Source organism: Prevotella sp. oral taxon 475 (assembly GCF_018127805.1).
Classification (GTDB): domain Bacteria; phylum Bacteroidota; class Bacteroidia; order Bacteroidales; family Bacteroidaceae; genus Prevotella.
In genome coordinates this window covers 1,757,803-1,780,883 of sequence record NZ_CP072334.1, presented here as the reverse complement: position 1 = coordinate 1,780,883, position 23,081 = coordinate 1,757,803, and the positions used below count along the sequence as shown (strand labels likewise).

The following is a 23,081-nucleotide window of genomic DNA, read 5'->3' as shown; positions in this document are numbered from 1 at the left end:
TCCTCCTCCTTTTCCCTTAGAAAGTATGGGGAAAAGGAAGAGGGAAGGAGAGAAGGGAAGGAGAGAAGGGAAGGAGAGAAGGGAAGGAGAGAAGGGAAGGAGAGAAGGGAAGGAGAGAAGGGAAGGAGTTAAAGGAGTTAAAGGAGTGGGAGGAGTGAAGACAAATGTTTTTCTGTTGGAGAATGAACGTCACAGGGGTGTATGATCATTCTTTGTGGTGCATCTTCTTTTTTCTTTTTACATTTCTTTCCTTTCCCTCATGCAATTGATATGGAATAGGCAAATCTTAAGAGTTTGAGATCCCAAAAAGATTTTCGTGCACAAAAGGCCGCCATTTCAGTACCAAAAAAGATTTTTGTGCACAAAAGGCCGCCATTTCAGTACCAAAAAAGATTTTTGTGCACAAAAGGCCGCCATTTCGGTATCAAAAAAGATTTTCATGCACAAAAGGCCGCCATTTCGGCATCAAAAAAGTTTTTCATCCACAAAAGGCCGCCATTTCGGTATCAAAAAAGATTTTTATACACAAAATGCCGCAGTTTGAGGAAGGAATGAAGATGGAGCGAACAATCCTATAAAAGAAAAAAGGTGTATCAGAAATTCTGATACACCTTTGTGCTGCGATCAATCATTGATGAATAGGTCTCCACCCCAAATCAAGAACTTAGGCCTTGTCTGTCAACAGGACCCCATCCTTTCCACGTAGGAAGATGAGACCTCGTCCACTCCATTAGCTTATCTTCGTGTGATCGGGCAGGTGGAACTGGTAGTTGCTATCGCTGGCCAAAGCTTTCTCTACCTTATTGATTTCGATGAAAGTGGTGCCGCCGCCTTCACCGAAGCTACCGCTGAGGTAAGCGATTTTGTCGTCGAGGTGGATGTAGTTCTTCTGTCGCAACATGCGTAGTGCGGCTGTGAAGAGATAGTGTGGCGAGACATGCTCTTTTTGATAGATAGGAATGACGCCATAACTGAGGTTGAGCCAGCGTTGCGTTTTTTCTTTATAGCAGATCGCCAGCACAGGCGTTGCTCCGCGGAAGGAGGCCAGAATGCGAGCCGTTTCGCCGGTTTCGCTGTCGGTGATGATACCGGCGACACCGAGTTTGCGGGTCGATTCGATGGCCGAGTAGGCCAAAAACTCCTTTTGGCTGCATTCGTCTGCGAGCGAGATCTGCAGACCTTTGAGTCTCAGTCGGTCTTTTTCGGCCTGTTCGGCGATAGCGGCCATCGTCTTGACGGCTTCAACGGGATATTTGCCCGATGCCGTTTCGCCGCTGAGCATGAGAGCGTCGGTGCGGTAGTAGATGGCATTGGCGATGTCGGTCACTTCGGCTCGGGTGGGTCGTGGATTGTTGATCATGGTGTGAAGCATCTGCGTAGCCACGATGACGGGTTTCTTTTTGAGGATGCATTTGTGAATCATCTCGCGCTGCAAACCAGGGATGCGCTCGATGGGAACTTCGATGCCTAAGTCGCCGCGGGCAATCATAATACCGTAGGAAGCATCGATAATCTCATCGATATTGTCAACGCCCTCTTGGTTTTCGATTTTGGAAATGATTTTGATGTCGCTTCCATGTTGGTCGAGAATCTTTTGTACGGCTCTCACGTCTTCGGCCGAACGAACGAAAGAATGAGCGATAAAGTCGATGTCTTCCTCAATAGCCAGCACGATGTTGCGATGATCTTTCTCGGTGATGGCGGGCAGATCGATGTGTTCTCCGGGCACGTTGACGCTTTTGTGTGCACCGAGCCGACCGTCGTTCTGCACTTGTGTCACGAGCATGGGGCCGTCTACTTCGAGCACCTTCATGTCGAGTTCTCCGTCGTCGAAGAGGATGTCGTCGCCCACTTTTACGTCGTTGGCGATGTCGATATACGATACGTTGAGCATGTCGTGGGTGGTGTCGACATCGGGTCTACCGAAGATCTTCACGATGTCGCCCGATTTATATTCGATGGGTTCGGCCACATTGGTCGTTCTTATTTCGGGTCCTTTCGTGTCCATCATGATGGCAATGTGTGGCGACACGGCTCGCACGTTTCTGATAATTTCTTTGATGCCTTCTTCAGAGGCATGTGCAGTGTTCATTCGCACTACGTTCATGCCAGCGAAGAAGAGTTTGCGGATAAACTCCTGACTGCAATTGCGGTCGCTGATGGAAGCTACAATTTTTGTTTGTTTCATATCCTGCGATGGGTTTCTTTGGGTGAATGACTCTTTGTTTCTCTGTGCGAAAGGCATCGAACCGTTGTTTTTGTTATCCTCGTTTGTCCTTTCTGCCCTTGCAAAGGTAGTGAAAAAAGAAGAACCCGACCTGGCTTTTCAAAAGATTTCTACATTTCTTTCGGTTGTCATGGCGGATGGAACGAAACAACGTCATTACGTTCGGGCAGAACATTCTGCCTCGACAGCGAGAGGAAAGTGAGCCACATAGCCGCCCTTTTTCCGAGCAAAAGCCATGAGTTGGGCAAAAAGCGAGTTGCGGCTCAGCGTTGGAGCATGGCCCGTGAGCAGCATTTGAGTGCGTGCACGGGTAAGTGCGACGTTGAGTTTACGGTCGATTGTGCGATCGTTTTCTTCAAAGCAATTAGCCGTGAGGAAGTCGAGTTGATAAACGTTTTGCACGGTGAAGGAGTAGATCACCACGTCGCGCTGCGAACCCTGGTAGCGTTCCACCGTGTCGATGGTCACCTCATTCAGTTCGGGAAGCCCCAATCGCTCCACCTCGCGACGAATCATTGCAATCTGATTACGGTAAGGCACGATGACGCCCACGGTGCGATGGGCCTCGAATCGGTCTCCGTAGAAGCGACGGATGCGGGCCAGGAGATGGGCCACGATACAGGCTTCGGCAGGGTTTGCCTTGTCGGAAAGGCCAGGCTTTCTACTGTCTGGCGAAGCGAAGAACAACAATCGGTGGGATTGCAACAGACGGTCGAGCTCATCTTCGGCCTGTAAGTCATAGCCCAGCGACGTGACTTTTTGGTGCGGACAAGGAACAATGTCCAGTCCTTCTTCCGCATAAAACCGCTCGCAAGCAAAGGCAGCCACCTCGGGATGCATTCTGCCCTGGCGCGCAAGAGTGCCTATGAAGCGGGTTCGGCCCTGCTGTTGCTCCCAGCGAATGAGTCGTTGGAAGAGCGAGAGGCGGCAGTCGGTCAGTCCGATGGCCTCGAGCAGCGGATCCTGAACGGCCGCCTGTGCCCCGTTCTGCTGCACTACGGCGGGCAATTGTTTGTAATCGCCAATCAAGACAAACCGCTCAATGGCAGGCCGAGCGCATCCGTCGGCATCTATTTCGCCCTCCTTGGCATTGCGGAAAGGGGCCGATGCGCAGAGCAACCCGATGATATTGGGTTCAAGAATCTGCGAAGCCTCGTCTACCACGGCCAGTGAAAACCGTTTTAAGGTGAAGATATGTGGCCGCGATTGCAGAGTCGATGTCGTGGCCACAAATACCTGTGTCTGCTCGATTCGTTGCCGGATGTGTTCCAGTCGTGGTGTTTCCTCTACCACATTCTCCAAAAGATAAGAACGAAAACGTGGGTCGCAGCTATACTCGCTACCCATTCGGATGAAGGGAATACCTGCCGAAGAGAGCATCTCGCACATCTCATCCACCGCCCGATGGGTGTAAGAGAGCAGCAAGACGGAGGATGATGGCGTGGCAGAAGAGGCCAGTTCTTCTTCTACGATGAAGCGCAGGGCCATTGAAGTCTTGCCGGTTCCGGGCGGACCTACAAGCAGAAAATAGTCTTTTGCCTGCTTCACTTTGAGCAACACCTCGTCGTAGTGCGGGTGATAGCTACGTGTGAGCCGGGCTGAAGCCTCCCATCGCGGTTCGCGCTGTGAGAGAAGCAATGCTCTGCGTCCTTGTGGAGCCGTGGCAAAGGTGTGCAAAGCCTTGATAGCAGCAGTGTGACCGATGTCGCTTGCGCTGTGTTCTACGACGAAAAGACTCTCTTGTGGCAGGATGTCGGCGTTTTGCAGACCATCGTTCAGATGCACGGTGAGCCGGTCTGTACTCAAGTCTGCCAGTACGCCTTTGAAGAGAATGCTGGCTCGTACATCCGGTTCAGCCCCTTCTCGACAGGCATAAAGATACACCATATCGCCGCGACGGAAGTTGGGCAGAAAGTCTTCGCCCTGTTCGGGGATAGAAAATGTAAGTAAGTCGAATCCGTTATAGGCCCTACTGGAAGCCATTTTCTCGAGCCGAAGCCCTGTAAAGATGTTGCCCGTTTCCCGTTTTTCGGCCAGCGGCATGTTCCAAAGGTCGGCTCCGCAGCCCCCTTTCCCTTCTATATGTCCCACTTTTGATAGCAGCTGCTCGCGATAAACGAAAGTCATCATTCGGCAAAAATACGCCTCCTCGAGTGGTGAAAGGCGATGGAGAGGGCGTGTCACGACATCGATTTGCGGGTAAAGATAACGGTGAAAGAAAGGAGTGTCAAGAGCCTTCTCGTTGAGAGTCTCGGGTGAAAGCAGAGGGAGAGTCTGTTTGAATCCTCGCCGGGCAAAGGCAAACTCTTGCGCCACGATGCGGTTGCGTAGGTGCAGTGCCTCGTGAAAGAGCCGTTGCAGATAGCTCACCACCACCAGTCCGCCGGGCAAAGGATATTTGGAGTAAAGCAGACGGATGTCTACCTGCCGATTAGACAGGTGAAAATTGTGTTGCAACACCCCGTAGTAGAGCAGCAATTGCACATAGTGATCCTCTTTTTGAAAACTGCCATAAGCGTTCGGCTGGTTGCGCAGAATGTTGTAGTTGGCTCCCGATTTCTGTTCGATCAGGAGGCGGAAGTCGGTTGTCATCAGGTCGACACGGCCCTGCAAACCCAATGCTTCGCACACGAACGACGGCTCGAGAATGGCCTTTTCTCGCGCGTAAATGCCCTCATCGCCGCCGAAGAGCTCGTCTACAATCTGTCCGATGTTTCGCGCCTGTTTAATGGCCACCTCTTTGAAAGGCTCCTTGGCATTGAGGTCGGGACAGGTGCAGAAAGCCAGAGCATGCTCTTTAAAGGTGTTGACGAGGGTGGTTCGCCAGTCATACACCCCCTTGTTGTTCACCACATCGTCGAGAGCCGCCCCGGCAAAACCACCAATGAGAATCGCTTGCGAGTTGACTTGAGGAGCCATTCGGTTCACGGTGTAGGCCAAAGGATGGTGTCCGTAGTCGGTGAAACATCGTGCAATGGCACTGATGTCCACTAAGAAGTCAGGTTCCACGACCACCAGTTGCGGCACGATGAGGCCTTGATTCTCGGTGCAGTCGAGCAGATTGAGTTGCATTCCCTCCACGGTCAATCTGCGCAGATAGGCCCATTCGGGGGCCGAACAGTCTACTCTCGTTTCTCGTCCGTCGTTGTTGCCCTCTCTTTCCACAAGCAACACGTCGTCCTCCCAGCCTCTGACGATGCAGCGAAGGTAACGATAGTCGATGTGGCTGAGCTTCTCGGCGGGCTTGTTCAGTGTCGGAATGCGCCCCACCAACACCGAAGGCACATCTACAGAGAATACGGCCGAGATGAAAAGACACAACGCACGGCAGTGATAAAGCACGTCCTCGGCCGAGATAAGGTCGGCTCGATTGCTGTCGCGGCGCATCTTTTGGATGGCCACCACATCGCGCACGGCCATACGATGTCGCTTACAGAGAAAGTCTACCTGTGAAAACAAGTTGCCAAAGGCCTGCCTACTCTCGCGCAAACCGCCCGCACAGGTCAGCACCAATGTGTCGTGCAGTAGTCGGTTCACTGTTTGCGGAGCCTCGTCCAGGGCCGCAATCACCGCTTCCACTCGGCGAAACAGCTCGTCGGGGGTGAGGTAAGAAGAGATTATAGAGTTCATTTCTTTCTGTATATGAATGGTCGGGAGCCGGCCTTTGCACCCTATTGGGAGAAAGTTCTCCTCTGTTTGATGGTCTCTTCGGGAAGCCTTTTGTACAGGGACATTTCGAGAGGGGCTTGCAAAAGCTTAGCTTTTACTCTTTATTTTCTTAGCTTTCAGCTTGCAAAAGCTAAGCTTTCGCATGGCGTTTTCTTAGCTTTTACAACCCACACTCTTTTCTGCCGACTCCTTACTCCCCTCGGTGGTGGAAATCGAAGACCGAATTTCGTCGTCTACTTCCTGATTCTACTTGTTTATCAGACATAGAGAATAGTTTCCGACCGTCCGTCCATCGAGATTATTTATATTATGCAAAATTACCCATTTTATTTTTGTTATCTCTCGCATTTACCTTATATTTGCAGCAATATGGCAAAGCAACAGTCTGCAATCAGAGAAAGAGAGCGTACCGACCTGCGCGAGCCGCGGCGATACAAAGTATGGATACACAACGACGATGTGACCACAATGGATTTCGTTGTGATGTTGCTGAGAAACGTTTTCTTCAAATCGCCCGACGAGGCAGAAGAACTGATGCTCGCCGTTCACGAACATAATAAAGCCGTGGTGGGCATCTATAGCTATGATATAGCTGTGTCTAAGGTAGAAAAAGCCACGGCCATGGCAAGAGAAGAGGGCTTTCCGCTACGGCTGACTTGCCAACCGGGATAACAAAAATGACACAAGATTACAATTCGGCAGAAACCAATAAGGCTTTTGATGCTGCACTTGGCTATTGCCTGCACTATCGAAACGAGTTCGTTACGCCCGAGCATCTGTTGCTGGCGTTGACCGATCAGAACAACTTTTGCCAAACTTTTGCCAAGTTAGGCGGTGATGCTGACGTGTTGCGCCAACAGGTTTTCGGGGCTGTAAAGAGCATGGAACGGGTGCCGGACGATGTGCCTTACGATCCGCAACCCTCGAAAATGTTCCACGACATCGTGACCGAGGCGGAGAAATGCGCTAAAGATTTGGGTTCAGACCGTTTGCAAGTGGGTCACATCACCGGCATTCTCGCTAAGCAAGAAAAATTGGATGCGGCTTACTTTTTGAGGCGGCAGTTGGGCGAAAAAACGGTGCACTTTCTCGTCAAACTGTCCGATGTCTATAAATATAAGAGTACGCTCACCAGCATTTTCGACGACGACGAGCAGCAGGAAGACTGGAGAGACCTGGTGACCTGCGTGAGCGAGACCTGGAAAAACCACAATCCGCTGATCGGAAGGGAGACCGAACTGGAGCGCACCATTCAGGTGTTGTGCCGCAAGGAGAAAAACAATCCGCTGCATGTGGGTGAACCCGGCGTTGGAAAAACGTCGTTGGTGTATGGCTTAGCGGCACGTATTGCCTGCGGAGAGGTGCCGGTCCGCCTGGTGGGATGCCGCATCTATGAGATGGATATGGGGGCGATGATAGCCGGAACTCAATATCGAGGCGAACTCGAAGGGCGCATCAAACAGGTGATGGAGGGCGTGCAAGGAGAGGGAAAGGCAATTATCTACATCGACGAAATACATAATTTGGTGGGCGCAGGACGAACGGGCGAAAGCTCGATGGACGTCTCGAATATGCTCAAGCCCTATCTCGAACGAGGCGATGTGCGCTTCATCGGGTCGACTACCTATGCCGAATACAATCGCTATTTTGCCAAAAGCGCGGGTGTGGTGAGGCGGTTTCAACAGATAGACATCGGCGAACCCAGCGTGGAAGAGGCTATCGGTATCTTAAAGGGGTTGCAAAAGAAGTATGAATCGTTTCACCATGTGCGCTATACGCCTGAGGCCATCGACTATGCTGTGCGTGCCAGTGCGAAGTTTATCAATGATCGGTTCCTGCCCGACAAAGCTATCGACCTGATAGATGAGGCTGGTGCTTTCCGCGAACTGCATCCCTTGGAAGGTCATGAGCAGGAGGTGGATAAACAACTCGTGGCCGACGTGCTGGCCAAAGTATGCAAAGTGCAGGCCGCAGCCATGAAAGAAGAGGGCAACGAGGCCTTGGCCACACTGCAAAGTCGTATCAAGGAAAAGGTGTTTGGACAGGACGAAGCGGTGCAACAGGTGGTGAGAGCTGTGCAGATGGCAAAAGCGGGACTCACGGAAGAGAACAAACCGCTGGCCTCGCTCTTGTTTGTCGGACCCACAGGGGTGGGCAAAACTGAGGTGGCACGCGTGCTGGCGCAAGAACTGGGCATCGAATTGGTGCGCTTCGACATGAGCGAATACACCGAGAAACATGCCGTGGCAAAACTCATCGGAGCACCTGCGGGCTATGTGGGATATGAAGATGGCGGGTTGTTGACCGATGCCATACGCAAGAGTCCCAATTGTATTCTGCTCTTAGACGAGATCGAAAAGGCGCATACCGACATCTATAACATTCTGCTTCAGGTGATGGATTATGCTCGGTTGACCGATAATAAGGGACGGAAAGCCGACTTCCGCAATGTGGTTCTCATCCTCACGAGCAATGCCGGGGCACAATATGCCGCACAGGCCAGCGTGGGTTTCAATGGCAATATCTCGCGCGGCGAGGCGATGTTGGCACAGGTCAAGAAGACATTCAAGCCCGAATTCATCAATCGTCTTTCGGCCATGGTGGTGTTCCACGATATGAGTAGGGCCATGGCACAACTCATCCTACAGAAGAAACTCGCTGCCCTGCATGCCCAATTGGCGGCAAGACAGGTGCAGCTCACTCTTACCGCAGAGGCAGAAAAGCATTTGCTCTCCCTTGGTTTTACGGCGCAGAGCGGCGCACGAGAGATGGATCGCGTCATCGCTTCTCAACTCAAACCTCTGCTTACACGCGAAATGTTGTTCGGGAAACTTAAGAATGGCGGACGGGCAGAGGTGAGCAAGGCTCCGAACAGTCCTGATGAAGAGGGCGATGCCAACTCTTCGGAGTTGGTGTTGGAGGTGCTTCCCCGTCTTTCTACAGACGTTTCTCCACAGAATGGCAGAGAGAGGCTTTAATCGTTCCTCATGGTTTTCTCTCTTTCTTCCGATCTCGCATTCCCCGATCCTCACTTAGGAGAACCCGACGGACTGCTGGCCGTTGGCGGAGATCTCTCTGTCGACCGATTGTTGTTGGGCTATAGCTGGGGCATCTTTCCGTGGTATTCTTTTCGTTATAGCGGAGAAATACATTGGTATTGCCCCATGCAGCGATTTGTTATTTTCCCGAAAGAGATTCATGTGTCGCATTCGATGCGCGCGTTGATAAACAAAGGCACCTATCGCATCAGCTTTAACGAAGACTTCGACGGGGTCATTAAACACTGTAGTCGGCTGCGCATCAAAGAAGAAGGGGCTTGGCTGGGCGTGGATATGGTGAAAGCCTATTGCAAAATGTATGAACAGGGCTTTGCTGCCAGCGTAGAAGTGTGGCGGGAAGATAGACTCGTAGGCGGCCTTTATGGGGTGACCATCGGACGATGCTTTTTCGGCGAGAGCATGTTTTCGCTCGTGCCGAGTGCCAGTAAGTTGGCTCTTATCCATCTGGCACACTTCTTTCGCGACAACGGAGGTACCCTTATCGACTGCCAGTTTGAAACGCCACACCTGCGAACCATGGGCGGGCGATACATTGCTTACGACGACTATCTGAAAATCATACAACAAAAAGACGAATGAACAACGAAGAACTGATGCGCAGAGCCATCGCCCTGAGTGAGGCAAGTGTGCTGAAAGGTGGCGGTCCTTTTGGGGCTGTGGTTGCTAAAAACGGAGAAATCATAGCCGAAGCATCCAATAGCGTGACCATTGACCACGACCCAACGGCACATGCCGAGGTGAATGCGATCCGGCAAGCAGCCCGAGAGTTGGGTACGTTCGATCTCTCGGGCTGTGATATTTACACCTCGTGCGAACCCTGTCCGATGTGTCTTGGGGCCATTTATTGGGCACATCTCGACACCATCTACTATGCTAATAACCGCAAAGATGCAGCAAGAATAGGTTTTGACGACGATTTGATCTATCGCGAAATGCCGCTCCAACCTGCTCAAAGGCAAAGGCGGATGTTGCAGCTTTTGCCTGAAGAGGCACGCAAAGCTTTCGATATGTGGGAGCAAAACGAAGAGAAAACAGCCTATTGAGACGATAGCTATAAAATGGTAAATGCGCCACACTTCACAGTGTAGCGCATTTCATCTCAATAGGTATTAGCTCTTTTAAGGCAAAAAGATTGTATTCAGGATAACGATTGCAAAGTTAGGGTATCAAAATCAAGCGTACAAACTTTTTTATATGTTAAAGAACATGTTTTGCAGGTATTCTCTAAAAAATGTACTTCATGAAGTGGGGATTTTGATATTCTATGCCTTTGTCGTATCTTTGCAGCTTGATAGATAAGTACGTACATTATTATATATAGTATGACAGTAAAAGTAGAAAACACAAACGAGGAGAAGAAAAATCTGAGTTTTGTAGAACAAATCATTGAACAAGACTTGGCTGAAGGTAAAAACGGCGGGCGAATCCAAACGCGATTCCCACCGGAACCGAATGGCTATCTGCATATTGGGCACGCAAAAGCTATCTGCATGGACTTCGGAGCGGCAGAAAAATACAAGGGTGTGTGCAACCTTCGTTTCGATGATACCAACCCGAGCAAAGAAAAAGATGAATATGTGGAAAATATTCTCAACGATATTCAGTGGTTGGGCTTTAAATGGGGCAACATCTATTATGCTTCAGAATATTTTCAAAAGCTGTGGGATTTTGCGGTATGGATGATTCGTCGCGGCGATGCTTACATCGATGAGCAAACCAGCGAGCAAATTGCAGAGCAGAAAGGAACCCCAACGGTGCCGGGAACGGCCTCGCCTTACAGGGACAGACCTGTGGAAGAGAATCTCGCACTGTTTGAAAAGATGAATCAACCGGAGACACCCGAAGGGGCCATGGTGTTGCGAGCCAAACTCGATATGGCCAATCCCAATATGCACTTCCGCGACCCTATTATGTATCGCATTATCCATACGCCGCACCACAGAACGGGAACGATGTGGCATGCTTACCCTATGTATGACTTTGCACATGGACAGAGCGATTATTTCGAAGGAGTTACGCACTCTATCTGTACGCTTGAATTTGTGCCCCATCGCCCGCTTTACGATAAATTCGTCGACTTCCTTAAAGAGATGAATGGCGAAACGGAGAATATTCATGACTTTCGCCCAAGGCAGATCGAGTTCAACCGCCTAAATCTTACTTACACTGTGATGAGCAAACGCAAGTTGCACACACTTGTAGACGAAGGTCTGGTGGCCGGATGGGACGACCCTCGCATGCCTACTTTGTGCGGAATGCGTCGGCGAGGCTATTCGCCCGAGAGTATTCGCGGGTTTATTCGCTCCATCGGTTATACCAAATTCGATGCACTCAACGACATGGCGTTACTCGAAGCCTCTGTTCGCGAAGATCTTAATAAACGAGCCTGCCGCGTATCGGCTGTGGTGAACCCCGTGAAACTGGTCATCACCAATTATCCCGAAGGGAAAACCGAGGAGATGTTGTCGGTGAATAATCCGGAGAATGAAGCCGATGGAACTCATACCATCACCTTCTCACGCAACCTTTGGATGGAACGCGAAGATTTTATGGAGGATGCTCCGAAGAAGTTTTTCCGCATGACGCCGGGACAAGAGGTGCGTCTGAAAAACGCTTATATCGTGAAATGTACGGGTTGTACGAAGGATGCGAACGGAAATGTGGTTGAAGTTCAGGCGGAATACGACCCCAATAGCAAGAGTGGAATGGAGGGTGCCAACCGCAAGGTGAAAGGTACGCTGCATTGGTTGTCGGCCGATCATTGCACACAGGCTCAGGTACGTGTGTACGACCGACTGTTTTGTGTGGAGAATCCGTCGGCAGACGATCGCGATTTTCGTGAGCTTCTCAACAACAACTCGATGCAGGTGCTCACCAATTGTTATGTCGAGAATTTTGCAGCCGATAAGAAACCGGGCGAGTATTTACAATTCCAACGCATCGGATACTTTATGGCCGACCCCGATTCTACACCCGAGCATCCTGTGTTCAACAAGACGGTGGGCTTAAAAGATACGTGGGCGAAACAAAATAAATAGACAGACTCCTTAATGATAGATGAGAGGGCGGGCATCGTCTGCCTTTCTCCTATGTTTCAATCTCACAGGGAAGGTGTGCCCCGTAGCTGGAGGATTCGCCGAAAAAAACGATAGATTTCAGATGATGGATGATGGTTATTTCAGCAGTGAGGAGTTTCTCGAGAAACTCAAACTGTATGAAGAAGCACAGAAAGAAGGACGCAACGTATTTATCGAACCCGACTTCCTGGCAGATATTGCCGAATATTATCATGATAAAGGAAGGCTCGAAGAGGCCATCAAGGCTGCTGAAATAGGAGTGGAGATGTTTCCTGGAGCAGTTTCTCCGCTTATTTTTATGGCAAGAATAGAGTTGTTCGAACGCGAGAATCCCGAAAAGGCACGATGGTATGCCGAACAGGTGGAGGAGAAAGACGACCCCGACTATACTTATCTGATGGCCGAAATCTTGATTTTTGAGGAGAAAGACGAAGAGGCTGAGGCTTATCTGCATAATCTTTACGAAGACTTGGACGAGGATGAGCGGGAGGACTTTGTGTTGGATGTTGCCAATATTTATGCTGAATACAATATGATGGATGTGGCTCAGCAGTGGCTTTCGTTGGCAAATGATCATGAGTCTACCGACTATCAGGAACTGAAAGGACGTATTGCTGTGGGACAAGGCAAATACGAACAGGGAGAACAGATTTATAAAAATCTTGTAGACAAGGAGCCTTTCTCTACACCTTATTGGAATCAACTAGCCTCTTCGCAGTTTATGCGCAACCGAATCCCCGAATCGATAGAGAGCAGCGAGTTTTCAATTGCCATCAATCCCGATGACGAAGAGGCCGTGCTCAATAAGGCCAACGGTATGTATAGTCTGGGGAATTATGAGGAGGCACTTACTTATTACCGCCGATTCAAAGAATTGCATAGCCAGGATGAGTCGGGTGATATTCTCATCGGAAGCACGCTTCTCTGCTTGGGAAGAGCCGAAGAGGCACTCGAGCAACTGCAAAAGGCAGAGAAAAAAGCAGCTCCCGACTCGGAGAATCTGCCCGAGATTTACAAAGAAATGGCTTTTGCGCTGTCTAAACTCGAGCGTCCTGAAGAGGCTATAGAATATATCGACAAGATTATCGCCACGGGAAAGGCAGACGAGAACGAGATGATTGTTTTCAAAGGGCACATCATGCTCATGAGTATGCGTATTGTAGAGGCACAGCTCTACTTTATGGATGCTGTACAGCGTGCCAATTTTTCTTCCTCGATATATGCTCGTATCTGTGCTTCCATTTATGACACGGGCATCTATTCCTTGGCTTACAAGATGTATACGATTCTTTTCAATTCGGTGGATAAGAATTGGCCTGAGGGCCATGCGCAGATGGCCAGGTGCTGCCATGAGTTAGAAAAGGAAGACGAGTTTCTGGAACACTTGCAAACGGCCTGCGAAGTGAATCCTGCTGAAGCGCGATTCGTGTTGGCCGAACTCTTTCCGAAGGACATGAATCCGGAGGAATATTATCATTATTATATCACTCAGAAAGGAAAAAGAAAATGAGTTGGTTATTACCCCTCTTAAATAACTTGAATTATTGGACGGTTTTTCTATTGATGTTCATCGAAGGTTCGGTGATTCCCGCCCCATCGGAACTCATCGTTCCCCCGGCAGCTTATCGTGCTGCTGCCGGCGAATTGAACTTCTTTCTCGTTGTTGTCATTGCTACGGCCGGAGCCGTTCTCGGTTCGACGGCCAATTATATGGCAGCTTACTATTTGGGACGCCCCATGATTTATCGCTTTGCCAATAGTCGGATAGGGCATCTTTGCCTCATCAATCAGGAGAAGATCGAGAAGGGCGAGAAATACTTTTACGACCACGGCGTTGTTGCTACGCTAACGGGACGTTTGCTTCCCGGCATTCGGCAGATCATTTCTATCCCCGCCGGACTTTCGAAAATGAAGTTCTGGAAGTTTATCCTCTACACTTCTATCGGTGCAGGGCTTTGGAATTGCGTGCTTGCCACGTTGGGTTGGTATCTCCACTCATTTGTTCCACTTGAAGAACTCAACGATAAGATTGAAGAATACAATAGCCAAATTCAACTCGTTGTCATCGTAGCACTTGCGCTTGTGGCTTTTGGAGTGGCTCTGTGGTGGTATTTGAAGAAACAAAAGACGGGGAAGCAAGCTGAATGAGAATAGACATTATCACTGTATTGCCCGAAATGATTGAGGGCTTTTGTCACGAATCGATCTTGGCTCGGGCTCAGAAGAAAGGGTTGGCAGAGATACATTTGCACAATCTGCGTGACTATTCTACCGACAAGTGGCGGCGTGTGGACGATTATCCTTACGGCGGATTTGCCGGAATGGTGATGCAGTGCGAACCCATCGACCGATGCATTGCTGCGCTGAAAGCCGAACGCGAGTATGACGAAGTGATTTTTACGTCGCCCGACGGAGAGCGTTTCGATCAGCATGTGGCCAACGATCTTTCGCTCAAAGGCAACCTCATCTTTCTTTGCGGACATTATAAGGGCATCGATCAGCGTGTGCGCGATCATCTCATCACCCGTGAAATTTCCATCGGTGATTATGTGCTCACTGGCGGAGAACTGGCTGCTGCTGTGATGGCTGATGCCATTGTGCGACTGGTGCCTGGTGTTATCGGCGACGAGCAGAGTGCCTTTTCCGATTGTTTTCAAGACGATATGCTGGCTGCGCCCATCTATACGCGTCCGGCCGATTATAAGGGTTGGCGAGTTCCCGACATCCTTCTCAGTGGGAACGAAGCCAAGATCAAGGCCTGGGAGATGGATCAGGCTTTGGAGCGGACCCGTCGCTTGCGTCCTGATTTGCTTGGCGAGTGAGGAACATTGTCCACGAAAGTGCCCCCAAGAAGCGTGTTGAACGTCTCGCTTTTTGGGGGCATTTCTTTTTTCGGAGAGGCGGTGTTATTTCAGCCGTTCGATGGCAGGAATTTCGATTTTGCCTCTTGAGAGGCGAATGAGCCCATCGGTTTGCAATGTATGGAGAGCGCGGGAGATGTCGAGTCGACTGTCGTTGAGTTCTCGAGCAAGCTGTGTCATTTTGATGCTGACGAGTTTCATGCCGGCCGGATGTAGGCAGTGGTGCAGGAAGAACTGGGCGATGCGCGACTTCAGATTGTCGGAACTGTGGTGCCAGGGCAGTCTACCCATCTTCTGTGCCTGTGTGGAAAGGATGTTGAGAAGGTTGAGTTTGAAGATGAAGAAATCGTCGGAGAGCCGGATGGTTTCGGTTTTGCTCAGTGTGATGAGTCGGCATTCGCTTTGGGCCATGAAGGTGTGGGTGAAGCGTGGAGTGAGCCCGAAGAGGCATTCGGGTTGTAGGATGAGGGGTGCGTGAAGGGTCTCAATGAAAGTATAGCTATGGTCGTCGGCGTAGCTTTCCACCTGTGTTATGCCATCGAGCAAGAGGTGTAGGTGTTGGCATTCCTGACCATCCCGTGCGATGGGTGTTCCAGGTTTGAGGGTGATGAAGTTGAAGCGTGTTTGTCCGACGACAGCTTCGAGGTCTGTCCGGCTCATGCCCTGGAAGAGAGGAAGCTGAAGGAGTTGATCGGAGAAGGGGAGTTGTCGAATCATTTTTGTATTCTCTGTTCCAGAGTGGGGGAGACCCAAATGGCGTTCCTACCTTTTACGTCGGAATAGATGAGATAGGCCGAGAGTTCGGGATGGGCTTTGAGCACTTGTCGGGCTCCTTGCAGTCCCATGACCATGAAGGCGGTGGCATAGGCATCGGCCGTTGCGCAGTTGGGAGCCACGACGGTGGCCGAGAGGATGTTGTGTTGTACAGGGTAACCGGTACGGGGATGGATGGTATGGGCATACTTCCGACCGTTGCGGTAGTAGAACTTGCGGTAGTTGCCGCTGGTGGCCATGGCGCAATTGGTGAGGCGGAGGACGGTTTGGAGTTCTTGCTGAATGGAGAGCGAGTCGTCGGTGGGTTTGGCAACGCCTACTCGCCAGGGTTGTTGTTGCTCGTTGAGTCCGGCGACGACGATTTCTCCACCAATCTCCACCATCAGATTTCTCACGCCGTGTTTCTTGAGCAGTCGGGCCACAACATCGCTGCCGTAGCCTTTGGCAATGGCACTGCAATCAAGCATGGTGTGTGGATTTTGTTTGCGGAGGCAACGACCCAGGAGCTGCACTTTCTCATACCCGACGGTTGGTAGCAGACTGTCGATCGTAGGCTTCGTGGGCATCGTTCCGTTTTTAAAACCGAATCCCCAGGCGTTCACCAGTGGGGCCACGGTGATGTCGAAGGCTCCGTGGGTTTCGCCCGAGATGCGTTCTGCCAGGCGAAACACTTCGGCGAATCTGTCGTCTACTTCTGTTGTCTCGTTTCGGTTGATGCGCGAGATGACTGAGTGGGGATTGAAGGTAGAGAGTGAAGCATCCACCTCGTTCAGGACGCGACGGATGTCTGCATGCAGATTGTCGGGGCTTTGGTAACGGATGTGATAGGTGGTGCCGAAGATGGTTCCGCTGTGATGCTGATAGGGCTCTGTTCGTTGCTGACGGGCAATATATAGAGTTCCGGCAATGAGAAACAGAAGGAGGGAGATCTGCCAGAGCAGACGGCGAGATGGGAAAGATTTCATTTGAATCATTGATTATTAATAATGGAGAGCAGGGAGGCTCTGAACTTTTCAGAAAGCTTCCCTGGGTGCCAGCGACGTTTCTGAACATTTCAGAAGGCTTCCCTGGGTGCCAGCGACGTTTCTGAACATTTCAGAAGGCTTCCCTGGGTGCCAGCGACGTTTCTGAACATTTCAGAAGGCTTCCCTGGGTGCCAGCGACGTTTCTGAACATTTCAGAAGGCTTCCCTGGGTGCCAGCGGCGTTTCTGAACATTTCAGAAGGCCTCCCTGGGTGCCAGCGGCGTTTCTGAACATTTCAGAAGGCTTCCCTGGGTGCCAGCGACGTTTCTGAACATTTCAGAAGGCCTCCCTGGGTGCCAGCGACGTTTCTGAACATTTCAGAAAGCTTCCCTGGGTGCCAGCGGTGGTTCTGAACATTTCAGAAGACTTCCCTGGGTGCCAGCAGTGGTTCTGCCATGTGCAGAAAGAGACTTTAGAAGTTGAGTATGAGGTTAAAAGTGGCTCCGAGGCGGGAGGTGCCGCTCTTGCCGTAGCCGGGAACATACCAAACGTTGCCGGCCGGTCCGTCGCGGTGGGTGATGCGGCGGCGATAGCGGGCCGACCAGCCCAGGTGCACGGGACCCCAGATTTTGGCGTCGACGGCGAAGAGGAGCTCCATCCAATGGCAGTGGGCCGTGGCGGCGGCTATCGACACGGGCGAGGGATCTTGCCAAACGGGGTCGGAGTGGAGCGGGTTTGTCACGTCGTATCGAAAATGAGTGAAGGCGTAGCGCAGACCCACGTAGGTGCGGTAGATGTCGTGCCGATTGCGCAGGATGTTGAAGTCGATGCCGAGGCGAAAGTAGGGCGCGGCCGTTTTGTAGGCCACGTGTGTCACGGGGTCGTCGTCGTGGCGGGCCGAGCCGTAGCCCAGTTCGAAGATGGGGAAATAACGGTCGCGCAGGTTCACTCGTAGGCCGGCTTCGTATTGTCCGTAGTCGCTTAGGGTACGCTGAAGGGCTCCGGCCAGATCGGCCATGAGTTGCAGTCCGCGGAAAGTGCGCAGTGTGTCTTTGACTTCGGGGGCTCGACGGGCAGACTGGGCTTCGGCCGAGAACGGAGCCAGGAGTAACAACAGACTAATGACCGCTCTTGAAACGAATGTGGAAATGGGGCTGTGATGCATCGTAGGTTACGCTTGGGTGGATGAGCACGACGGTGTCGATGGCGTGGTGGGTGCTGCTGATGGCGGTGATGGTGTGGAAGTAGGACAAGGCGCAATCTACCGATTCGAAGTGGGCCTCGTTGGTTTTCTTCACGCGCAGCGTGTCGCGCAGGGTGTGGTTCAGGGTGTCGCGCAGTTCGAAAACGAGCACGTCTACGTCCCGCACATGGCTCATGGGCAGGGCGAGACTGTCGGTCTTTACGCTTTTGTTGAGCAGGATGGTGTCTTGTCCGTCGGCACGGGTCGTGAGGACGGTGAGTGTGTCGGTGAGCGTGTCGGGACGCAACGCATCGCTGGCCTTGCGTAGAACGTAGATGCTGCGGACGGTGTTGTTCAGCGGGCAGTCTATCGAGGAGCAGGCCGCCAGAAAAAGTCCGGCGGCGAGAGCGAGAATTAGGCTTCGCATCGTATGTCCTCCTCGATTTGATAATCGTTCCGGGTTTGTGAGGAGCGGCTGATTAAGTCGCCCAGGAATCCGGCCAGAAACAGTTGCGTGCCGATGATCATCATCGTGAGCGAGATGTAGAAATAGGGCGAACTGGTGATGAGCCGCTGCGGAATGCCCTGCATCAGGCAATAGAGCTTGTCGGCCCCTAAGAGGCAGGTGGCGACGAAGCCGATGAGAAACATGAGCGTGCCCAGAAGTCCGAAGACGTGCATGGGCTTTTTGCCGAAATTGCTCAGAAACCAAAGTGTGATGAGGTCGAGATAGCCGTTGAAAAATCGATTCAGTCCGAACTTCGAACTGCCGTACTTGCGGGCTTGGTGCTGCACCACCTTCTCGCCAATCCGGGTGAAACCGGCGTTTTTGGCCAGATAGGGAATGTAGCGATGCATCTCGCCGTAGACTTCGATGTTCTTGACCACGTCGTGGCGGTAGGCTTTCAGTCCGCAGTTGAAGTCGTGCAGGTTTCGGATACCGCTGATTTTTCGTGCCGTGGCGTTGAAGAGTTTGGTAGGGAGAGTTTTCGAGAGCGGGTCGTAGCGTTTTTGTTTGTAGCCCGAGACGAGGTCGTAGTCCTCTTCCACGATCATTCGGCGCAGTTCGGGAATCTCGTCGGGCGAGTCTTGCAGGTCGGCATCCATCGTGATGACGACGTCGCCCTGCGCGGCTTTGAAGCCGCAATACAGCGCGGGACTCTTGCCGTAGTTGCGGCGGAACTTGATGGCTCTCACGACGTCTGCCTTTCTACCGATTTCCTGAATCACTTGCCAGGAACGGTCGGTCGAACCGTCGTCGACGAAAATCACTTCGAACGAGAAGCCATTGGCCTCCATCACGCGGTCGATCCAGTCGTAGAGCTCGGGCAACGATTCTTCTTCGTTATACAAAGGAATGATGACGGATATATCCATTTTCTTTTTTTGTTTTCTTAGCTCCCTCAGTCAAGGGGTAGCCGTATGTTTCGTTTTCTTCATTGGCTGCAAAATTACAGATTTTCCCGCAGACTTGGGTCATCGGCAATTGATAATTCGGTCTCCGCGGCCGTTCCCCGCGGCGGGGAATTCTTCCCTGGGTGCCAGCGGTCGTTCCCCTAAGTAGGAACAGATGCCGAAGTGCTTTCTCGCACCCCGGCATCTTCTGGATTCCTTTTTTTGCTGGGAGAATGGAGGATTAGCGCGTAATGACACCGAGTTCCCGGCCCACTTTGACAAAGGCCTCGATACATTGATCTAATTGCGCGCGCGTATGACCGGCCGAAATTTGTACGCGGATGCGTGCCTGTTCTTTCGGAACTACGGGGTAATAGAAGCCCGTAACATAGATGCCCTCTTCGAGCATGCGCGCCGCATACACCTGGGAGAGCTTGGCATCATAGAGCATCACGGCGCATATCGCGCTCTGCGTGGGCTTGATGTCGAAGCCGGAGGAGAGCATCCGCTCGCGGAAGTAGGTCACGTTTTCCGTCAATCGGTCGTGTAGCTCGTTGCTTTCGCCGAGCATCTTAAACACTTCCAGACTCGCACCAATGATGCACGGGGCCAGTGAGTTGGAGAAGAGATAGGGACGGCTCCGCTGACGCAACATGTCGATGATTTCCTGTCGACCGGTAGTGAATCCACCCAGTGCGCCGCCAAAGGCTTTGCCCAGTGTTCCGGTGTAGATGTCCACCCGTCCGTAGGTTCCGCAAAGCTCGCTCACGCCGTGGCCCGTTGCGCCCACAACGCCTGCCGAGTGCGACTCGTCGACCATCACCAGCGCATCATACTGTTCGGCCAGATCGCAAATTCGATCTATCGGAGCCACATTTCCGTCCATCGAGAAGACACCATCCGTAACAATGATGCGGAACCGCTGAGCCTGCGCCTCCTGAAGGCAACGTTCGAGGTCGGCCATGTCTGCATTCTGATAGCGATAACGCTTAGCCTTGCACAGCCGCACGCCGTCGATGATGGAAGCATGGTTGAGTGCGTCGCTGATGATGGCGTCTTCCTCCGTGAAGAGTGGCTCGAACACACCGCCGTTAGCATCGAAACAAGCAGCATAGAGGATGGTGTCGTCGGTTTGGAAGTAGTCGGAAATGGCCCGCTCCAGCTCTTTGTGCCCGTCCTGCGTGCCACAAATGAATCGCACGGACGACATGCCGAATCCCCGGCGGTCCATCATTCGTTTCGCTCCCTCGATGAGCCGTGGATGATTCGACAGTCCTAAATAATTGTTGGCGCAGAAGTTGAGCACCTCCTTGCCCTTTACGCTGATAGCAGCTTGCTGCGCACTCTCGATCACCCGCTCCTCTTTGTAGAGTCCGGCTTCTTGAATCTCGGTCAAACTCTGGCTGAGATGTTCTTTCATTTTCCCATACATATCTGGTTGGATTTTTAAGTTAGTGAGGGCAAAGTAACTCATTTTTTCCGACACCCGCGCCCCTGCAAATCTTTTTTTTACGAACAGTCTGCTTTTTAAACATCTTTAAATCTCTACTTTTTATTCGTATAGGAAAAAGCACTTACTTTGCAATCGAAAAACAAACAAACGTTATACTAACATGAACAATGTATTGGTGATCGGATCTACAGGACAGATAGGTTCGGAACTTACCCGGGAATTAAGAAAGCGTTACGGCAATAGTAACGTCGTTGCAGGCTACATCACAGGTGCAGAACCTACGGGGGAACTGCGCGACGGAGGTCCGTCGGCCGTGGCAGACGTTACCGATGCAGGTATGATAGCCGATGTCGTGCGCAAGTACAACATCGATACCATCTACAACTTGGCAGCTCTGCTCTCGGTTGTGGCGGAAAGCAAACCTCGATTGGCCTGGAAAATAGGCATTGATGGACTGTGGAACATCCTCGAAGTGGCCCGCGAATGCAACTGTGCCGTATTCACACCCAGTTCGATAGGCTCGTTCGGACCCGATACACCGCACGACATGACGCCGCAAGACACCATTCAGCGACCAGCCACCATTTACGGAATTTCCAAAGTAACTACCGAATTGCTGAGCGATTATTTCCAAAAGAAATACGGTGTAGACACCCGTTCGGTGCGTTTCCCGGGCATCATCTCCTACCTAACGCCACCGGGAGGCGGCACAACCGACTATGCCGTAGACATCTACTACTCGGCCGTTCGCGGTGAAAAGTTCGTTTGTCCCATCGCCAAAGGCACACGTATGGACATGATGTATATGCCCGACGCCCTGCACGCAGCCATCCAACTGATGGAGGCCGACGGTCGGAAGCTCGTTCATCACAACGGATTCAACATCGCCTCTATGAGTTTCGACCCCGAAACCATCTACGCTTCGATACGCAAATACAAGCCCGATTTCGAAATGATATACGACGTAGACCCACTCAAAGAACGCATCGCAGAGAGCTGGCCCAATCAAATGGACGACTCGGCTGCAAGAAACGAATGGGGCTGGGCTCCACAATACGATCTCGACAGCATGACGCGCGACATGCTCGAAAAGCTCTCTGTGAAATTGCTGGGCCAGTAAGTCACCGCTCTCTCCGGTCTACTTTCGTAGCCTCAACTCACCCCTCATCTTTCCGCTCCAACCCTTTCGTAAGGGATGGAGCGGTTTTTTGTTTCAAAAAAATCGCACTCTTGGCGTGCAAAAAAGAACATTCACGTTTAATCAAACGCACAAAGAAAGCCATCGCTCACCCCATCGGCAAACATCCCTCATCCCCTCTGGCATACGATATTTATATATAAGGAAACGATATCTTACCTCCCTGAAAAACAACGCCTTACAAATCCCACGGTCATCTCTTAGCTTTTGCGCATCGTTTTCTTAGCTTTTACATCGCCATCTCTTAGCTTTTGCAGTGCATTTTCTTAGCTTTTGCAAAACAAGGAAGAAGCTTTTCAATTGAATCTGAAAAAAAAATAGTAAGTTTGCACACGAAAAATCATGAGCATGAACAATAAGTTGGGACGTCTTATCAGTTTCTTAGAGCACTACAAATATTTGATAGTGATCGTCTTGGGCGTGCTTATTGTCGGCTTTTTAGATGAGAACAGTTTGATGCGCGATGTACAATATCAACTGCAAATCAGCGACCTGAAAAAACAAATTCAAGAATATAAAGAACGCAACGATGCCGACATCAAACGCTTACGCGAACTCAAGCGCAACCCGAAGGCCATTGAGAAGATAGCCCGCGAGCGTTATTTTATGAAAGCAGACGATGAAGACATCTACGTGTTGAGCGATGATGAACGACCGATACAGACAAATGATGAAACGATTAACTAAATGGCAGAGTCTACTTTTTCTCCTCGGCGGCGTGTTGATGGTGATGGGTGCAGGCAGTTTCGCCTTTATGTGGCGGCAACAAGTGGTATGTTGGATCTTCTTTGCGGGTGCAGTGTTGTTCACAACGATGCAGTCCATGCAAATATATGATGGCAACAACTTTGTGGTGAAGCGTTTGAAGCGCATTCAGGCAGTGGCCAATATCTTTTTTCTGTTGTCCGCCCTACTGATGATAGACACCGCTTATATGTGCTTCCGGCCCTTGTTCAGCAGTTTTACGACCTACGCCGAGTATGTTTACAACAAGTGGGTGGTGTTGTTACTCATTGCAGCCCTACTCGAAATCTATACTACTCATCGCATCGACTCGGAGATGAAACGGGATGAGTAAAGTTTTTTCTGCCCTGTGTTTGTTGAGGAGAGGCATAGAAAGCATTCTCAAAAAATACTAAAAACCTCGGTTTTAGAATTAAATAGCATAAAAAAAGTTCTTCACGCGAGCATTACATACTATCTTTGTGTAACAAGATTTGA

The 23,081-nt window shown here is 51.1% G+C and carries 20 protein-coding genes; 12 read left to right on the top strand and 8 right to left on the bottom strand.

The window, feature by feature from the left end; translation table 11 throughout:
* The first annotated feature begins 25 nt into the window (after nucleotides 1-25).
* The gene (locus J5A66_RS07095) at nucleotides 26-205 is read left to right on the top strand and encodes a hypothetical protein (RefSeq protein ID WP_211789960.1); all 180 of its coding nucleotides are present in this window, start codon (nucleotides 26-28) and stop codon (nucleotides 203-205) included.
* Between the two features lie 525 nt (nucleotides 206-730).
* On the opposite strand, the gene pyk is transcribed toward J5A66_RS07095, so the two are convergent.
* Both pyk and J5A66_RS07085 read right to left on the bottom strand, forming a co-directional pair.
* On the bottom strand, nucleotides 731-2,188 hold the full coding sequence (pyk, locus tag J5A66_RS07090) for a pyruvate kinase (protein WP_211789959.1): 1,458 nt from the start codon (nucleotides 2,186-2,188) through the stop codon (nucleotides 731-733).
* A 195-nt stretch (nucleotides 2,189-2,383) separates the two neighbouring features.
* A complete protein-coding gene (locus J5A66_RS07085; RefSeq protein WP_211789958.1) occupies nucleotides 2,384-5,857 on the bottom strand; it encodes a DEAD/DEAH box helicase in 3,474 nt (1,157 codons plus the stop codon).
* Between the two features lie 408 nt (nucleotides 5,858-6,265).
* Between J5A66_RS07085 and J5A66_RS07080 the strand changes: the two genes are divergently transcribed.
* The 8 genes from J5A66_RS07080 to trmD all read left to right on the top strand — a co-directional run bounded on the left by J5A66_RS07080 (nucleotide 6,266) and on the right by trmD (nucleotide 14,854).
* Nucleotides 6,266-6,568, top strand: a complete 303-nt coding sequence (locus J5A66_RS07080; RefSeq protein ID WP_211789957.1) for an ATP-dependent Clp protease adaptor ClpS — start codon at nucleotides 6,266-6,268, stop codon at nucleotides 6,566-6,568.
* A gap of 5 nt (nucleotides 6,569-6,573) precedes the next feature.
* Complete coding sequence (locus J5A66_RS07075) at nucleotides 6,574-8,874, top strand: AAA family ATPase (RefSeq protein WP_211789956.1); 2,301 nt, start codon at nucleotides 6,574-6,576, stop codon at nucleotides 8,872-8,874.
* A gap of 9 nt (nucleotides 8,875-8,883) precedes the next feature.
* Nucleotides 8,884-9,534 (top strand): leucyl/phenylalanyl-tRNA--protein transferase, encoded by a 651-nt coding sequence (gene aat / locus J5A66_RS07070; protein WP_211789955.1) that lies wholly within the window; start codon nucleotides 8,884-8,886, stop codon nucleotides 9,532-9,534.
* Nucleotides 9,531-9,998, top strand: coding sequence for a nucleoside deaminase (locus J5A66_RS07065; RefSeq protein WP_211789954.1), 468 nt, complete (start codon nucleotides 9,531-9,533; stop codon nucleotides 9,996-9,998). The genes aat and J5A66_RS07065 overlap by 4 nt, the downstream gene beginning before the upstream one ends.
* A 279-nt stretch (nucleotides 9,999-10,277) precedes the next feature.
* Nucleotides 10,278-11,993: a glutamine--tRNA ligase/YqeY domain fusion protein gene (locus J5A66_RS07060; protein ID WP_211789953.1), complete on the top strand. Its 1,716-nt coding sequence runs from the start codon at nucleotides 10,278-10,280 to the stop codon at nucleotides 11,991-11,993.
* Nucleotides 11,994-12,114: 121 nt separating this feature from the next.
* Nucleotides 12,115-13,542, top strand: a complete 1,428-nt coding sequence (locus J5A66_RS07055) for a lipopolysaccharide assembly protein LapB (RefSeq protein ID WP_211789952.1) — start codon at nucleotides 12,115-12,117, stop codon at nucleotides 13,540-13,542.
* Nucleotides 13,539-14,180 carry a DedA family protein gene (locus tag J5A66_RS07050; protein WP_211789951.1) on the top strand — a complete coding sequence of 214 codons (642 nt, stop codon included), beginning with the start codon at nucleotides 13,539-13,541 and terminating at the stop codon, nucleotides 14,178-14,180. Before J5A66_RS07055 ends, J5A66_RS07050 begins: the two co-directional genes overlap by 4 nt.
* Nucleotides 14,177-14,854, top strand: a complete 678-nt coding sequence (gene trmD, locus J5A66_RS07045; RefSeq protein WP_211789950.1) for a tRNA (guanosine(37)-N1)-methyltransferase TrmD — start codon at nucleotides 14,177-14,179, stop codon at nucleotides 14,852-14,854. Before J5A66_RS07050 ends, trmD begins: the two co-directional genes overlap by 4 nt.
* A gap of 84 nt (nucleotides 14,855-14,938) precedes the next feature.
* On the opposite strand, the gene J5A66_RS07040 is transcribed toward trmD, so the two are convergent.
* The 6 genes from J5A66_RS07040 to kbl form a co-directional block, all read right to left on the bottom strand.
* Complete coding sequence (locus J5A66_RS07040) at nucleotides 14,939-15,610, bottom strand: Crp/Fnr family transcriptional regulator (protein ID WP_249109935.1); 672 nt, start codon at nucleotides 15,608-15,610, stop codon at nucleotides 14,939-14,941.
* Entirely contained in the window at nucleotides 15,607-16,632 is a 1,026-nt protein-coding gene (locus J5A66_RS07035) for an FAD:protein FMN transferase (RefSeq protein WP_211791461.1), read from the bottom strand. The genes J5A66_RS07040 and J5A66_RS07035 overlap by 4 nt, the downstream gene beginning before the upstream one ends.
* Nucleotides 16,633-17,103: 471 nt before the next feature.
* On the bottom strand, nucleotides 17,104-17,796 hold the full coding sequence (locus tag J5A66_RS07030) for a DUF6048 family protein (protein ID WP_211789949.1): 693 nt from the start codon (nucleotides 17,794-17,796) through the stop codon (nucleotides 17,104-17,106).
* Nucleotides 17,750-18,241, bottom strand: coding sequence for a DUF6452 family protein (locus J5A66_RS07025; protein WP_211789948.1), 492 nt, complete (start codon nucleotides 18,239-18,241; stop codon nucleotides 17,750-17,752). The genes J5A66_RS07030 and J5A66_RS07025 overlap by 47 nt, the downstream gene beginning before the upstream one ends.
* The gene (locus J5A66_RS07020) at nucleotides 18,229-19,191 is read right to left on the bottom strand and encodes a glycosyltransferase family 2 protein (RefSeq protein WP_211789947.1); all 963 of its coding nucleotides are present in this window, start codon (nucleotides 19,189-19,191) and stop codon (nucleotides 18,229-18,231) included. Before J5A66_RS07020 ends, J5A66_RS07025 begins: the two co-directional genes overlap by 13 nt.
* A gap of 259 nt (nucleotides 19,192-19,450) precedes the next feature.
* Nucleotides 19,451-20,641 (bottom strand): glycine C-acetyltransferase, encoded by a 1,191-nt coding sequence (kbl, locus tag J5A66_RS07015; protein WP_211791460.1) that lies wholly within the window; start codon nucleotides 20,639-20,641, stop codon nucleotides 19,451-19,453.
* A 181-nt stretch (nucleotides 20,642-20,822) separates the two neighbouring features.
* Here kbl and J5A66_RS07010 point away from each other — a divergent pair, with 181 nt between their 5' ends.
* The 3 genes from J5A66_RS07010 to J5A66_RS07000 all read left to right on the top strand — a co-directional run bounded on the left by J5A66_RS07010 (nucleotide 20,823) and on the right by J5A66_RS07000 (nucleotide 22,938).
* On the top strand, nucleotides 20,823-21,782 hold the full coding sequence (locus J5A66_RS07010; protein WP_211789946.1) for an NAD-dependent epimerase/dehydratase family protein: 960 nt from the start codon (nucleotides 20,823-20,825) through the stop codon (nucleotides 21,780-21,782).
* A gap of 426 nt (nucleotides 21,783-22,208) precedes the next feature.
* Nucleotides 22,209-22,547 carry a septum formation initiator family protein gene (locus J5A66_RS07005; RefSeq protein ID WP_211791458.1) on the top strand — a complete coding sequence of 113 codons (339 nt, stop codon included), beginning with the start codon at nucleotides 22,209-22,211 and terminating at the stop codon, nucleotides 22,545-22,547.
* Nucleotides 22,531-22,938: a hypothetical protein gene (locus J5A66_RS07000; protein ID WP_211791459.1), complete on the top strand. Its 408-nt coding sequence runs from the start codon at nucleotides 22,531-22,533 to the stop codon at nucleotides 22,936-22,938. Before J5A66_RS07005 ends, J5A66_RS07000 begins: the two co-directional genes overlap by 17 nt.
* Nucleotides 22,939-23,081: the final 143 nt, after the last annotated feature.

Coding starts and splice junctions, on each gene's coding strand:
- J5A66_RS07095 (WP_211789960.1), top strand. CDS start 26: ATGGGGAAAAGGAAGAGGGAAGGAGAGAAGGGAAGGAGAGAAGGGAAG.
- pyk (WP_211789959.1), bottom strand. CDS start 2,188: ATGAAACAAACAAAAATTGTAGCTTCCATCAGCGACCGCAATTGCAGT.
- J5A66_RS07085 (WP_211789958.1), bottom strand. CDS start 5,857: ATGAACTCTATAATCTCTTCTTACCTCACCCCCGACGAGCTGTTTCGC.
- J5A66_RS07080 (WP_211789957.1), top strand. CDS start 6,266: ATGGCAAAGCAACAGTCTGCAATCAGAGAAAGAGAGCGTACCGACCTG.
- J5A66_RS07075 (WP_211789956.1), top strand. CDS start 6,574: ATGACACAAGATTACAATTCGGCAGAAACCAATAAGGCTTTTGATGCT.
- aat (WP_211789955.1), top strand. CDS start 8,884: ATGGTTTTCTCTCTTTCTTCCGATCTCGCATTCCCCGATCCTCACTTA.
- J5A66_RS07065 (WP_211789954.1), top strand. CDS start 9,531: ATGAACAACGAAGAACTGATGCGCAGAGCCATCGCCCTGAGTGAGGCA.
- J5A66_RS07060 (WP_211789953.1), top strand. CDS start 10,278: ATGACAGTAAAAGTAGAAAACACAAACGAGGAGAAGAAAAATCTGAGT.
- J5A66_RS07055 (WP_211789952.1), top strand. CDS start 12,115: ATGATGGATGATGGTTATTTCAGCAGTGAGGAGTTTCTCGAGAAACTC.
- J5A66_RS07050 (WP_211789951.1), top strand. CDS start 13,539: ATGAGTTGGTTATTACCCCTCTTAAATAACTTGAATTATTGGACGGTT.
- trmD (WP_211789950.1), top strand. CDS start 14,177: ATGAGAATAGACATTATCACTGTATTGCCCGAAATGATTGAGGGCTTT.
- J5A66_RS07040 (WP_249109935.1), bottom strand. CDS start 15,610: ATGATTCGACAACTCCCCTTCTCCGATCAACTCCTTCAGCTTCCTCTC.
- J5A66_RS07035 (WP_211791461.1), bottom strand. CDS start 16,632: ATGAAATCTTTCCCATCTCGCCGTCTGCTCTGGCAGATCTCCCTCCTT.
- J5A66_RS07030 (WP_211789949.1), bottom strand. CDS start 17,796: ATGCATCACAGCCCCATTTCCACATTCGTTTCAAGAGCGGTCATTAGT.
- J5A66_RS07025 (WP_211789948.1), bottom strand. CDS start 18,241: ATGCGAAGCCTAATTCTCGCTCTCGCCGCCGGACTTTTTCTGGCGGCC.
- J5A66_RS07020 (WP_211789947.1), bottom strand. CDS start 19,191: ATGGATATATCCGTCATCATTCCTTTGTATAACGAAGAAGAATCGTTG.
- kbl (WP_211791460.1), bottom strand. CDS start 20,641: ATGTATGGGAAAATGAAAGAACATCTCAGCCAGAGTTTGACCGAGATT.
- J5A66_RS07010 (WP_211789946.1), top strand. CDS start 20,823: ATGAACAATGTATTGGTGATCGGATCTACAGGACAGATAGGTTCGGAA.
- J5A66_RS07005 (WP_211791458.1), top strand. CDS start 22,209: ATGAACAATAAGTTGGGACGTCTTATCAGTTTCTTAGAGCACTACAAA.
- J5A66_RS07000 (WP_211791459.1), top strand. CDS start 22,531: ATGAAACGATTAACTAAATGGCAGAGTCTACTTTTTCTCCTCGGCGGC.